This is a genomic window from Pseudomonas sp. 05N431 (assembly GCF_056397005.1).
In genome coordinates, this window is the sequence record NZ_JBFTMN010000029.1 from 1 (window position 1) to 13,745 (window position 13,745).

Here is a 13,745-nt window from a genome sequence, read left to right on the forward strand (position 1 = left end):
GCATTCATCAGGGGGCATCGCCTACGGTCTGCTTCGCGACGACCTCCTCTCGATGTGTCCGGCTGCGCCGTACGGCGCTGCGCGCCCACCCCCTGATGAACACCTCCACTCGGCCTCCCGATAGGGGCGGGTGGATCAAGATCAACAGCGGCAGGCGAGCTAACGCTCGGCCTGTTGAGTGGTTAAGGCGAGCCACTTCATTGCGGGCGGTTGATATCCGTAGCTGATGCAGGCTCGGGCCGCGTTCGGACGATCTTTTCAAGGCACAATCAAAAGATCGCCGCCTGCGTCAGCTCCAGTTCTCGTGTCAGCGCTAGCTGGCGCGTTTCCTGCAAGTCCCCCTCAAAATCGCCATAAATCGAGCATGTGCGCTGCAGCCAGAAGGTGATGGGTGCAGCCTCATACGATTTATCCAGACGGTCGCAAAGCCTTGCAGGGCTTGGGCTGGCCCTGTGACGAACAAGAGGGGACAAGATGAAGGCAGTTATTCTGGCGGGTGGCCTGGGCACGCGGATCAGTGAAGAGTCGCACCTCAAGCCCAAGCCGATGATCGAGATCGGCGGCAAGCCAATTCTCTGGCACATCATGAAGCAGTATTCCGCACACGGAATTCACGACTTCGTGATTTGCCTCGGCTACAAGGGCTACGCGATCAAGGACTTCTTCGCCAACTACTTCCTGCACACCTCTGACGTCACCTTCGACATGTCCAACAACCGCATGGACGTTCACCAGAACTACAGCGAGCCTTGGCGTGTCACCTTGATCGACACCGGCGAAGAGACCATGACCGGTGGCCGTTTGCGTCGTGCCAGCCGCTATCTGGAAGATCAGGAAGCGTTCTGCTTTACCTATGGCGACGGTGTTTCGGACCTGAATATTGGCGCGCTGGTGGATTTTCACTTGAGCAGCGGCAAGCTGGCGACGGTTACGGCGGTACAGCCGCCCGGACGTTACGGCGCGCTGGAGCGCGACGGTGATCTGGTGCGCGGTTTCACCGAGAAGCCTCGCGGTGATGGCGGCTGGATCAACGGTGGCTTCTTTGTCTTGTCGCCCAAAGTGCTGTCGCTGATCAAAGCCGACGAGACGGTCTGGGAATCCGAACCGCTGATGACCTTGGCGGCCGAGGGGCAACTGAACGCTTTCCAGCACGACGGTTTCTGGCACCCGATGGACACCCTGCGTGACAAGAATCATCTGGAGCACCTGTGGCAGAGCGGGGAGGCCCCATGGAAGCAGTGGGACTGAGTTCGCAGTTCTGGCGCGGCAAGCGGGTACTGGTCACCGGTCACACCGGTTTCAAAGGCAGTTGGTTGACGCTGTGGCTGCAAAGCCTGGGGGCTGAGGTCACAGGCTTTGCCCTGGACCCGTCCACCGAACCGAGTCTGTTCGAACTGGCGCGTGTTGCTGAAGGCATCAACGATCAGCGCGGTGACTTGCGTGACCTGGGGGCGTTGCTGGAGCTGATCGCCGAGGCTCAGCCAGAAATCGTCCTGCATCTGGCGGCGCAGCCGCTGGTGCGCGAAGGCTACCGCGATCCGCTCGGGACATACTCGAGCAACGTCATGGGCACGCTCAATCTGCTGGAAGCGATTCGCCAGGTCGGCGGGGTGCGCGCCTGTGTGCTGGTGACCACCGACAAGGTCTACGCCAATCAGGAATGGCTGTGGCCCTATCGTGAGAACGAAGCCCTTGGCGGCCATGATCCTTACAGCAGCAGCAAGGCCTGTTGCGAATTGTTGGCGCAGTCTTACGCAGCCTCATTTTTCCCGGCCGAACGGCATGCCGAACACGGTCTGGCACTGGCCACGGCGCGTGCCGGGAATGTACTCGGTGGCGGTGACTTCGCCCCGGAACGGTTGATTCCCGATGTGCTCAAGGCGTGGTCGGCGAATGAGCCGGTGACCCTGCGTTATCCGCAAGCCGTACGCCCCTGGCAGCATGCGCTGGAACCGCTGGCCGGTTACCTGCAACTGGCGGCGGGCTTGTATGAGCACGGTCCGCAATTCGCCGGTGCGTGGAACTTCGGACCGAGTGAAGGCGACATGTGCAGTGTCGGTGAAGTGGTCGAGCTGCTCTCCAGACGCTGGCCGCACGCGCGCGGTTTGCGCGTCGAACCGAGTGAGTTGCATGAGGCTGGCCTGTTGCGCCTGGACAGCAGTCGCGCCCGTCAGTTGTTGGCCTGGCGGCCGCGCTGGTCGTTGCAGGACTGCCTGACGCATACCCTGGATTGGCACCTGGCCTGGGAAAATGGCGACGACATGCGTGCCATCACCCTGAACCAGCTGAACCAGTATCGGGGGCTGCAGTGAGCGAATTTCGCATCAGTGCGTTGCCTCTCCAGGGCTTGTTCAGTGTTCAGCACAAACGTCATGAAGATCAGCGCGGGCACTTCGCCCGGTTGTTCTGCGAGGGCAGCCTGAGCGCCTTTGGCGAGCCGTTCCATATTCGTCAGATCAACCAGTCCTGCACCCGCGAGCGCGGTAGCGTACGCGGTTTGCATTATCAGAACGCCCTGGCCCCGGAAGCCAAACTGATCACCTGCCTGCGCGGTGAAGTCTGGGACGTGGCGGTCGACCTGCGACCGGATTCGGCGACCTTCTTGCAGTGGCACGCCGAGCACCTGCGTGCCGGTGATGGTCGCAGCCTGTTGATTCCTGCTGGTTTCGCCCATGGCTTTCAGACCTTGAGCGAGGATGCCGAGCTGCTCTATTTGCACAGCGCCGATTACGCCCCGGATCACGAGGGCGGCTTGTCGGTGCTTGATCCGCGCCTGGCGATTGCCTGGCCCGAGCCTGTCAAAAATCTGTCGACCCGGGATGCCGCCCATCCCTGGCTGGATGACCAATTCCCTGGAGTGCGTCTATGAACTGCCGAGGTTGCGGCACCCCGTTGGCGTTGCCGTTGATCGATCTGGGCACCTCGCCGCCGTCCAACGCATACCTGCGGGCCGAGCAGTTGGAACAGGCCGAGCAGTGGGTCCCGTTGAAAGTCGCGGTCTGCCAGGAATGCTGGCTGGTGCAGACCGAGGACTACACCCGCGCTGACAGTCTGTTCGATGCCGACTATGCGTACTTCAGTTCCTTTTCCAGCACCTGGCTGGCCCATGCCGAGCGGTATGTGGCCGAGATGGTCGAGCGTTTCGGGCTGACCGCCGACAGCCGTGTGGTGGAAATTGCCGCCAACGATGGCTACTTGCTGCAGTACGTTGCACAACGCGGTATCCGTTGCCTCGGCGTCGAGCCGACCCGCAGCACGGCACAGGCCGCGCGGGAAAAAGGCCTGGATATACGCGAGCTGTTTTTCGGCCGCGACAGCGCCTCGCAGTTGCTGAGTGAGGGCTGGGGCGCGGACCTGATGGCCGCCAACAATGTGCTGGCGCATGTGCCGGACATCAATGATTTCCTCAGCGGTTTCGCGACGCTGCTCAAGCCCACGGGCGTGGCAACGTTCGAGTTTCCGCAGTTGCTGACGCTGATGGCCGGGCAGCAGTTCGACACCCTTTATCACGAGCACTATTCCTATCTGTCGCTGACCGCCGTACAGCGTTTGTGCGAGCGCAATGGCCTGGAAGTCTTCGATGTCAGCGAGCTACCGACCCATGGCGGATCGCTGCGGGTGTTCGTGCAGCGTGCCGAGGGTGTGCGCCGTGAAGTAACGCCTGCAGTGCAACAACAGTTGCAGGTCGAGCAGGCGGCCGGGGTGAAAACCGCTGCCTACTACACGACCCTGGCCCCGGCCGCGGAACAGATCAAACACGCACTGCTGCGTTTCCTCTTGCAGGCCAAGGCCGAGGGCAAGCGCGTAGTCGGTTACGGCGCCGCTGCCAAAGGCAACACCTTGCTCAACTATGCCGGGGTCAAGCCAGACCTGCTCGCCTGGGTGGCGGATGCCAGCCCGCACAAGCAAGGCAAGTTCTTGCCGGGCAGTCGCATTCCGGTGGTGTCTCCCGAGCGGATTGAAATCGAGAAGCCGGACTATGTCCTGGTGCTGCCATGGAACCTGCTGGACGAGATCACCCAGCAATACGCGGTTGTCCGCAGTTGGGGCGGGCGTTTTGTCGTTGCCATTCCGGAGTTGAGCTTCAGATGAGCCGAATTCACTACACCAAGCCCAGTGTGGGCGAGCTGGAAGCCAAGTACGTGCTGGATGCTGTGCAGCATGGCTGGGGCGAGCGTTGCTACGAATACATCACGCGTTTCGAGAAATCCTTCGCGCAGCACATGGGCGTGCCCTATGCCATCGCGACCTCCAGCTGCACCGGCGCCTTGCACATGGGCATGGCCGCATTGGGGATCGGTCCGGGCGATGAAGTGATTCTGGCCAATACCAACTGGATCGCCTCGGCGGCCCCTATCGATTACCTGGGCGCGACCCCGGTTTTTGTCGACGTGTTGCCGGACAGCTGGTGTCTGGACCCGGAGCAGGTTCGGCAAGCCATTACGCCACGGACCAAAGCCATCGTGGCGGTGCATTTGTACGGCAACCTGTGTGATCTGGACGCGCTGCTTGCGATCGGTCGCGAGCACGGGATTGCGGTCATCGAAGACGCTGCCGAAGCCATCGGCTCGCAATGGCGTGGTAAAGCCGCGGGTTCGTTGGGGGCCTTCGGCGCCTTCTCCTTTCATGGCACCAAGACCATGACCACCGGGGAAGGCGGGATTTTCGTGACCTCGGACAAGGCGCTGTACGAACGAGTGCTGACACTCTCCAACCACGGTCGGGTCAGTGGTAGTACGCGTCAGTTCTGGCCGGATTTCATCGGCTTCAAATACAAGATGAGCAATCTGCAGGCCGCCATCGGTTGCGCCCAGATCGAACGTGTCGATGAGCTGATCGCCCGCAAGCGCGCGATCTTCAATCGGTATGCCGAGGGACTGCTGGACATCCCGTTGCTGTCCATGAACCCGCAGCCGGAGCATTCCAGGAACGGTTACTGGATGCCCACGGTAGTGTTCCATGAAAGCACCGGTATTACCCGGGAGCTGTTGATCGAAGCCTTTCAAGCAGCGGATATCGATGCGCGGGTGTTTTTCTGGCCATTGTCGGCGCTGCCGATGTTTGCCGATAAACCAGTGCACACACCGACGGCGTTTTCGCTGTCGGAACGGGCGATCAATCTGCCGAGTTACCACGACATGACTGACACCGATCAGCAGCGGGTGATCGAGGTGATTCGCACGGTCTGCCAGCAAAGGAATGTGCTGTGAAGGTCTACCTGTTGGGCGCGGCGAACCCTGAAGCAGTGCGCATGATCGGCTCCGTCAAACGGGCCAACCCGGCTGTGGAATTTGCCTTTCTAGACAACGATGCAGCCAAGCACGGCACGCTGTTTCATGGTGTGCCGGTGATCGGTGGGGTAGAGCGTGTGGCTGACTTGAAAGGCCCCGACACGCACTTCGTGAACCTGATCACCCGCGACACCAAAACCCGTTACGAGACGACACGGCAGATCATCGACGCCGGCGGAACACTGGGCAACTTCCTGCACCCCGGCATCGATTTGAGCATGACGCGCATGGGCACCGGCAACTATCTCCAGGAAGGCGTGATCATTCAGGCCGAAGTGTCCCTGGGCGATAACAGCAGCATCAGCTACGGCAGCCTGGTCGGGCACGAAGGCCGGATCGGGCACAGCGTATTCATGGCACCCGGCGTAGCCATCGCCGGCTGCGTCGAAGTGGGTGACGGCGCTTTCATCGGCACCAACGCCACCATTCTTCCGCGTTTGCGGATTGGCCGCTGGGCAACGGTCGGCGCCGGCGCCGTGGTCACCCGGGACGTTCCCGACTATGCCGTCGTCGTCGGCAATCCCGCACGAATTATCAAGACTCAGGCTGTCCCTTATCGGGACGGTCGGGTTTTCAACTAACAACACCCCGTATCGGAGCGTTTGCATGAATCCTCATGAGCAGTTTCGCGAAGAAGTAAGCCAGAACATCGAAGGCTTGCAGCAGGACAAAAAACTTCAGTCCGAGTCGCTGGACTGGGTCGGTGTCACGGCCAAGCACAAATACACCTACAACTTCAGCTGGATGGGCCGGCCGATCATTCAGTTTCCCCAGGACATGGTCGCCATGCAGGAAATCATCTGGGACCTGCGCCCGGATGTGATCGTCGAAACAGGCATCGCCCACGGCGGCTCCCTGGTGTTTTACGCCTCGATGCTGGAACTGATCGGCCACGGCGAAGTGTTGGGTGTGGACATCGACATTCGTCAACACAACCGCGAAGCCATTGAAGCCCACCCGATGGCGCGCCGGATCAGCATGATCCAGGGTTCGAGCATCGATCCGGCCATCGTTGAAGAAGTGCGTGCGCGGGTGGCCGGCAAGAAAGTGCTGGTGGTTCTGGACTCCAACCACACCCACGAACATGTGCTGGAAGAGCTGCGTCTGTATGCACCGCTGGTGTCGGTCGGCAGTTACTGCGTGGTGATGGACACCGTGGTCGAGGACATGCCGGAAGACGCCTTCCCGGATCGTCCGTGGGGCAAGGGCGATAACCCGAAAACTGCGGTCTGGGCCTACCTGGAAGAAAACCGCGATTTTGAAATCGATGCGCGGATTCACAGCAAGCTGCTGATCACCGTGGCGCCGGACGGCTATCTGCGTCGGGTTCGTTAAGCAACGACATCATTGTTGAGTTCATCGGGCGATACGCCGGTTGTGGGGAAAAATTATGCAAGGCAAGTGCGGTTCTGAAAGCGGATTACCATTGAACGAGTTGTTGACGGTGGTACTCATCACCCACAACCGACCGGCCTTTGCGCGCCGGGCGGTGAAGTTCTACAGCACCTTGCCTTGCAGGATTCTGGTGCTGGACTCTTCGACCCAGGCCACCGATGGCATCGACGGCGTGTACCCCTCGGTCGACTATCAACACCTGCCGCAATACGGTTACTGGGGCATTCGGGCCAAACTCGACTACGGCGTGCAGCAAGTCACCACGCCCTACATGGTGTTTGCCGCCGACGATGACTTCATCGTGCATGATGCCCTCGACGCTTCGGTGTCGTTCCTGGAAGAACATCCGGATTACGGCATGTGCCATGGCTATTGCCTGATGTACCTGACCCTGGCCAACAGCGTGAGCTACTACCGTCGGGACAAGAAGGTCTGTGAAGACTATTCGTCCGAGCGCGCGCAGGACCGGGTAATCGACTTCATGCATCAGTACATCCCGCCGTTCTATGCGGTTCACCGCACCGAGCTGTTGCGTGACTGGTACGCGCTCATGCCGGAAGACACCATCTTCGAATGGCAGGAAATCGGCCATGCGTACTACATGCTGGCCATGGCCAAGGCGCGCATTCTGCCGATCCCGTATGTGGTGCGAGAGGTCAATTACCTTGAGTCGGAACACAACACCGAGATTTACAGCACCCTGACCCTCGCCGATGCCAAATCGGTAGCGGACCGTGAAGCGTTCGCCCAATTGCTGGCGACGTTGCCGAGTACCCGCACCGGTCTTGACGCGGAGCAGGCCAGGCAACTGGCACTGGACAGTTTCGAGGCGCTGGCCGACAGCCTGCGCAACCGTCGGGCGTTGACTGCCGAGCCGATTTTCGAGTCGCGCTGGAACAATGTGCAGAAGGGGCCGGACCGCCAGTTCGGGCTTTTGCAATACGTTGAAATGCCTTTCTACAATCAAAAGTTCTTCGACCTGTTGAGCCAGTTTGAATTTCTGCTGCACGCCATGCCGGCCGGCCGCGTTCAGCTTCAGGGGCTCGAAGGTATCTGGGCGATGCAGGCCGACATGATGCGGCCACGCAACAACGACACCCCTGAAAGCGTCGTCGAGCGCCTGGGGTACGCGTACGGCAGCAACCCGTTCAACCGTCAGGTGGTCAAGCGTCTGGCGCAGCAGTTGGAGCTTCTGGGCGAAGCGGATGATGCGCGGGACATGTCTGCCTGGGCCGCGCGTCTGGACGCGGTATCGACTGAAGGCAATGACGAGGTGTTCGGTGCCATGCGCTCCGGTCGCCTGCTCAAGTGGTTGGCGGCGCGTAGCCCGGACGCTGACGAAGTCGCTGCGACGTCGCGTTATCTGGCTGCCCACAACGGTGGTCCACAGTTCGGCATTCTGGTGCTGGATCTGGACAACGACGCGGCCAAGCTACAGATCACCCTCGACAGTCTGCTGGAAGGTCACAACCACGCCTTCAAGATCGTGGTGTTCACCACGGGCGAGCCGCTGGCGGCAACGACGGTACACAACACGCTGCACTTTGTTCGGGTGACCCCGGCCAACTATGTCGACAAGCTCAATCAGATCGCACGTCAATCGCCATGCGACTGGTTGCTGCTGACCGAGGCGGGGGACGAGTTCACTGCTGGCGGTTTGTTGCGCGCAGGTCTGGAGTTGCAAGCAGCGCCTGAGTGCCGAGCGGTCGCAGCCGATGAGATTCAGCGTGACTCCACTGGCGCACTGATCGATGTGTTCCGCCCAGGCTTCAACCTCGATTTGCTGCAAAGCCTGCCAGCGCTGATGGCGCGGCATTGGCTGATCCGTAAGGATGTGCTGCTGGAGGCGGGCGGTTACCAGGCCGACTTCAGCAAGGCGCTGGAGTTCGACCTGCTGCTGCGCATCATCGAGCAGGGCGGCCTGGCCTGGCTGGCTCATCTGGACGAACCGTTGCTGATCGCCCGGGCGCCGGTGCTGGAAGACAATGTCCACGAGCGTCAGGCGTTGATTCGCCATCTCGCAACCCGTGGCTACAAGGCGCAAATCAGCTCCGCCGAGCCTGGTACTTATCAAATCGATTACCGTCACACCGAGCGTCCGCTGGTGTCGATCATCGTGGCCAGCCAGGACAATCTGGAGCAGTTGCAACGGTGCCTGACCGGCATTGTGCAACGAACCCGCTACACCCGTTACGAAGTGCTGATCGCCGACAACGCGAGCCAGTCGCCGGACCTCCGGCAATGGCTGGATGGCCTCGGGCAGCCGGGCGACAAGATTCAAGTCCTGCGGGCGCACGAGCGTCTCAGTCTGTCGGCGTTGTATAACGAGGCCAGTCAGCAGGCCCAGGGTGAATACCTGGTGCTGCTGGCGGCGGACAGTGAAGTGGTCAACCCGAACTGGCTCGATTCCCTGCTCAACCAGGCCCAGCGCCCGGAAGTTGGCGTGGTCGGCGCCAAGCTGCTGGATCGCGACGGCAAAGTGACTCAGGCCGGGCTGATTCTGGGCATGAACGATGGCGTCGGTTCGGCCTTCGTCGGCGAGCCGAAGGATGCCAAGGGCTACCTGAATCGTCTGGTGCTGGAGCAGAATTATTCCGCCGTCTCGGCGGTGTGCCTGATGATCCGCAAAGCGCTGTTCGACGAGGTTGGCGGGCTGGACGAACACGCGTTCGCCGACGCCTACGGCGATGTCGACCTGTGCCTCAAGGCCGGTCAGGCTGGTTATCTGGTGGTGTGGACGCCGCAAGTGCAGGTCATCCATCCAGGCACCTTGCCCGATGCACCACAGGCGCTTGCAGCCTTGCGTGAAAAATGGGCCGGGCCGTTCCAGCACGATCTGGCGTACAACAAGAACCTCGCCCTGACCGGCAAGGGTTTCACCCTTGGCAATCCGACCAGCGTGGATTGGGCGCGGTTGCTGGTTTAAGTCTGGCGTAACGGCAGAAGGGCACTACACATGTTCAATGGCAAATTGATTTCCAGCTCCGGTAGCCATCGGGCATGTCTGGATGGGGTATGGATGATCGGGTTCCGGTCATGCTGACCTATCAGATTCCTTATGGTTGCCAGAGCATCGAGCAAGCGGATATCGATGCGGTGGTACAGGTGCTCCAATCGCCCTGGCTGACCCAAGGGCCAACCATTGCGCGTTTCGAGAACGCAATGGCCGAGCATTGCCAGGCGCAATTCGCGGTCGCCGTGTGCAATGCCACGGCGGCGTTGCACATTGCCTGCCTGGCGGCAGGGTTGGGGCCGGGGGATCGGTTGTGGACCAGTCCGAATACCTTCGTCGCGTCCGCTAACTGTGGGCGTTACTGTGGGGCCGAGGTGGACTTTGTCGACATCGATCCGCTGACCCTGAACCTCGACGCCCGTTTGCTGGCAGCGAAACTTGAAGTTGCCGAGGCCGCCGGACAATTACCCAAGGTCGTTGTGGCGGTGGCTTTTGCCGGTCAGAGCTGCGACATGCGCACCCTGGCTGCGCTGGCCGAGCGTTATGCTTTCACCCTGATTGAGGATGCCTCCCATGCGGTGGGCGCGTCGTATCTCGGGCGGCCGGTGGGCTGTGGCGAGTTTGCGGCGATGACGATTTTCAGCTTTCATCCGGTGAAGATCATCACCTCGGCCGAAGGCGGCATGGTGCTGACCAATCGCCCGGAACTGGCCGAGCACTTGCGGCGTTTGCGCAGCCATGGGATCACCGGTGATCCGGCGCAGATGGAGGTGCCCGATCACGGCCTGTGGTATTACCAGCAACTGGAGTTGGGCTTCAATTACCGGATGACCGACCTGCACGCGGCATTGGGGTTGTCACAGATGGCCAGGCTTGACAGCTTCGTCGGCAAGCGACGTCAATTGGCCGCCCGTTATGACCGGTTACTGGCGGATTTGCCGCTGGTATTGCCGGTCGCCCAGGCGGGTGCTGAATCAGCGTGGCATCTGTACGTGGTGCGTTTGCGGCTTGACGAGATCAGCGTCACGCAACGCGAAGTATTCGATACGCTGAGGGCTGCCGGGATCGGTGTGAACCTGCACTATATCCCCGTGCACCTGCAGCCGTATTACCGCAAGTTAGGCTTTGAAGAAGGTGATTTCCCAGAAGCCGAACGTTATTTCAGCGAGGCAGTCAGCTTGCCGCTGTTCCCGCTTCTGAGCGATGAGCAGCAGGATTATGTGGTTGAACAACTTCGAAGTATCGTCGGTTAAACGACGTTCCGTGACCCGATGACGAGTGAGAAACATGCGTAAGTTAAGCGAGCAGGAAGTTTTCTGGCAGGGCGAGTTTGGCGATGAGTATGTGGCTCGCAACCAGGGACAGGCATTGATCGCTGCTAACCTGGCGTTGTTTTCCAAGGCGCTGGCGAGAACCACGCGCCTCGACAGTCTGCTGGAGTTGGGCACCAATACCGGCAACAACCTGCGCGCCTTGCATCAGCTGTTGCCTGGCTGTGCCTTGCAGGGCGTCGAGATCAACGCCAAGGCCTGCGAGCAGGTGCGGGCCCTGGGAATTGCGGAAGTCTGGCAGGGGTCGCTGTTCGACTTTCCTCGCGAGCAGTCTTTCGAGTTGACCTTGAGCAAAGGCGTATTGATTCACCTGGCGCCGGAGTTGTTGCCGGCGGCCTATGCACAGCTCTATGAACTGAGCCGGCGGTATATCCTGATTGCCGAGTATTACAACCCGGTACCGGTTGAAGTGTCTTATCGTGGCAACAGCGGCAAGTTGTTCAAACGCGATTTTGCCGGGGAAATGCTCGACCGCTACAGCGATCTGCAACTGCTTGACTACGGCTTCAGCTATCGACGCGACCCGCAGTTCCCGACGGACGACATCAACTGGTTTCTGTTGGAAAAACGCCCTTGAGTGCGATCGCAATTATCCCGGCCCGCGGTGGCAGCAAACGCATACCGCGCAAGAACCTCAAGCCATTCGACGGCGTGCCGATGATTGTCCGTTCGATTAAAACCGCTCTCGATTCGGGGTTGTTCGCCCAGGTGGTGGTCAGCACCGACGATGACGAAATTGCTGACGTGGCCCGCGCCAGTGGTGCGCAGGTGCCGTTTATGCGTCCGGCAACCCTGGCCGATGATTTCACCGGCACGGCGGCGGTGATTGTCCATGCACTGGAAGAGCTGCGTCGACAGGGCGGCGACTTTGATTACGCTTGTTGCATTTACGCCACCGCGCCCCTGCTGCAAACGCGGTTTCTGCAACAGGGTTTGCAGCGGCTGGAACAGCGCCCGGACAAGTCGTTCGCGTTCTCGGTGTGCGACTTCGGTTTTCCGGTGCAGCGTGCCCTGACCCTGGACGATCAGGGTGCCTTGAGCGCGTTGTACCCGGAATTTCGTAATACGCGCTCCCAGGATTTGCCACCGGCCTATCAGGACGCCGGGCAGTTCTATTGGGGCCGCAGCAGTGCCTGGTTGCGCGGCGATGTGTTGTATTCAACCCAGAGCCTGCCGGTGATCCTGCCGCGCTATCTGGTGCAAGACATCGATACCCTCGAAGACTGGAAACGCGCCGAGTACCTGTACGCCGCGCTGAAGGCTGGCGGTGAATTGCAATGAGAGTGCTGATCCGTTCCGACGCCTCGCCGACCATTGGCAGCGGCCACATTGCCCGCTGCCTGACCTTGGCCAGAGCCTTGCGCCGGATGGGCGTGCACGTGGCATTCGCCTGTCGACGGTTGCCGGGGCATCGGCTCGACAGTCTCGCCGCTGAAGGCTTTGAAACCTTCGCACTGCCGGAGCGCTATCCCGACGAAGACCCGCAGCAAGCCATCGAGAGCCTGCTGCCGTGGCAGGCGGACATCGCCGCGCTGGGGCAAGCTCTGGAGCTGCAGGCGGCGTTTGACTGGATCATTGCCGACCATTACGGCCTCGATCACCACTGGCAGACCGCCGCCCGCCGCTGGGCGCCACGGATCGGCGCAGTGGATGATCTGGCGACACGCACCTATAGCGTCGATCTGCTGCTCAACCAGAATCTTTCCGGCACGCCAGAGGCTTATGCTTCGCTGCTTGCCCCCGGATGCCAGACGTTGCTGGGTCCGCGCTTCGCCATGTTGCGCGATGAGTTCTGCTGTCCTGCGATTGAAATCAAACCCCGGGCCAAGCGCGTACTGGTTAACTTCGGGGGCTTCGATGCGGCGAGGCAGACTCACCATGCGATGCTCGCGTTGACCGATTTCCCTGAGCTGGAAGTCGACTTCGTCGCCGGTGCCGACAACCCGGCGTGGGAGCAGATGCAGGCGCTGGCGGCCAGTCGCCCGAACTGGCGTTTACAGCGTTTTGCCAGCGACTTTTACCGGCTGATGACCGAATCCGACCTGTTTATCGGTGCCGGTGGCGGCACCAGTTGGGAGCGGGCGGCCATGGGGCTGCCGACGATTTGCATTGCAGTGTCGAACAATCAGCAGGCCAATGGCGAGGTCATGGCGACTTCGGGCGCCCATGTTTTCCTTGGTGCGCGGGAGCAGGTCAGCGTCGAGCAACTGCGCCAGGCCATCGGTTTTGTCACTGGCAATCAGGGCTTGCGCCAGAGTCTGGCCGAACGTTCCCGGCAACTGGTCGATGGCCGTGGTGCGCAGCGGGTCGCGGCAGCGCTGGTCGGTGCCGTGCTGCCGGTGCGCAAGGCAACGCAGAATGATGCGCGCCTGTTGTTTGACGGACGTAATGCCGAGGCGGTACGGCGCTGGTCGCTGGACAGCCGCAGCATCGACTGGCAAGCGCACCAGGCCTGGCTGGCCGCGAGTTTGAGCAATGAGCAGCGCTTGCTGTTGATTGCCGAAGCCGGTGATGGCCCGGTTGGCGTGTTGCGCTACGACCTTGAAGGGGTGAGCGCCGAAGTCTCGATTTATTTGTTCGAAGGTCGTTTCGGTCTGGGCTGGGGCAGGGCGCTGCTGGCCCGCGGCGAAGCCTTCGTGACCGCCCATTGGCCGCAAGTACGCAGCATCACCGCGCAGGTGTTGCCTGCCAACCGGCCGTCGCTGAGCCTGTTTCGCGAAGCCGGGTTTACCCAGAGCGCTTGCGCGTTTACGCGCGTATTGAAGGAACACTGAC

General features: G+C 60.9%; 12 protein-coding genes. All 12 read left to right on the forward strand.

The window, feature by feature from the left end; genetic code table 11:
• Positions 1–474 precede the first annotated feature (474 nt).
• Complete coding sequence (gene rfbF, locus AC1DIG_RS28050) at positions 475–1,248, forward strand: glucose-1-phosphate cytidylyltransferase (protein ID WP_103315589.1); 774 nt, start codon at positions 475–477, stop codon at positions 1,246–1,248.
• A complete protein-coding gene (gene rfbG, locus AC1DIG_RS28055) occupies positions 1,230–2,312 on the forward strand; it encodes a CDP-glucose 4,6-dehydratase (RefSeq protein WP_477769933.1) in 1,083 nt (360 codons plus the stop codon). Before rfbF ends, rfbG begins: the two co-directional genes overlap by 19 nt.
• On the forward strand, positions 2,309–2,869 hold the full coding sequence (locus tag AC1DIG_RS28060; RefSeq protein WP_477769934.1) for a dTDP-4-dehydrorhamnose 3,5-epimerase family protein: 561 nt from the start codon (positions 2,309–2,311) through the stop codon (positions 2,867–2,869). The genes rfbG and AC1DIG_RS28060 overlap by 4 nt, the downstream gene beginning before the upstream one ends.
• Complete coding sequence (locus AC1DIG_RS28065; protein ID WP_477769935.1) at positions 2,866–4,092, forward strand: methyltransferase domain-containing protein; 1,227 nt, start codon at positions 2,866–2,868, stop codon at positions 4,090–4,092. Before AC1DIG_RS28060 ends, AC1DIG_RS28065 begins: the two co-directional genes overlap by 4 nt.
• A complete protein-coding gene (locus AC1DIG_RS28070; RefSeq protein WP_477769936.1) occupies positions 4,089–5,210 on the forward strand; it encodes a DegT/DnrJ/EryC1/StrS family aminotransferase in 1,122 nt (373 codons plus the stop codon). The genes AC1DIG_RS28065 and AC1DIG_RS28070 overlap by 4 nt, the downstream gene beginning before the upstream one ends.
• A complete protein-coding gene (locus AC1DIG_RS28075) occupies positions 5,207–5,872 on the forward strand; it encodes an acetyltransferase (RefSeq protein WP_477769937.1) in 666 nt (221 codons plus the stop codon). The genes AC1DIG_RS28070 and AC1DIG_RS28075 overlap by 4 nt, the downstream gene beginning before the upstream one ends.
• Positions 5,873–5,897: 25 nt before the next feature.
• Positions 5,898–6,626 carry a cephalosporin hydroxylase family protein gene (locus AC1DIG_RS28080; RefSeq protein WP_103315594.1) on the forward strand — a complete coding sequence of 243 codons (729 nt, stop codon included), beginning with the start codon at positions 5,898–5,900 and terminating at the stop codon, positions 6,624–6,626.
• Positions 6,627–6,681: 55 nt separating this feature from the next.
• Positions 6,682–9,612: a TIGR00180 family glycosyltransferase gene (locus AC1DIG_RS28085; RefSeq protein WP_477769938.1), complete on the forward strand. Its 2,931-nt coding sequence runs from the start codon at positions 6,682–6,684 to the stop codon at positions 9,610–9,612.
• 110 nt (positions 9,613–9,722) lie between these two features.
• Positions 9,723–10,892, forward strand: a complete 1,170-nt coding sequence (pseC, locus tag AC1DIG_RS28090) for a UDP-4-amino-4,6-dideoxy-N-acetyl-beta-L-altrosamine transaminase (protein WP_477769960.1) — start codon at positions 9,723–9,725, stop codon at positions 10,890–10,892.
• Positions 10,893–10,926: 34 nt separating this feature from the next.
• Positions 10,927–11,547, forward strand: coding sequence for a pseudaminic acid biosynthesis-associated methylase (locus tag AC1DIG_RS28095; protein ID WP_477769939.1), 621 nt, complete (start codon positions 10,927–10,929; stop codon positions 11,545–11,547).
• Positions 11,544–12,251: a pseudaminic acid cytidylyltransferase gene (gene pseF, locus AC1DIG_RS28100; RefSeq protein WP_477769940.1), complete on the forward strand. Its 708-nt coding sequence runs from the start codon at positions 11,544–11,546 to the stop codon at positions 12,249–12,251. The genes AC1DIG_RS28095 and pseF overlap by 4 nt, the downstream gene beginning before the upstream one ends.
• Entirely contained in the window at positions 12,248–13,744 is a 1,497-nt protein-coding gene (gene pseG / locus AC1DIG_RS28105) for a UDP-2,4-diacetamido-2,4,6-trideoxy-beta-L-altropyranose hydrolase (RefSeq protein ID WP_477769941.1), read from the forward strand. The genes pseF and pseG overlap by 4 nt, the downstream gene beginning before the upstream one ends.
• The last annotated feature ends 1 nt before the right edge of the window (position 13,745 follow it).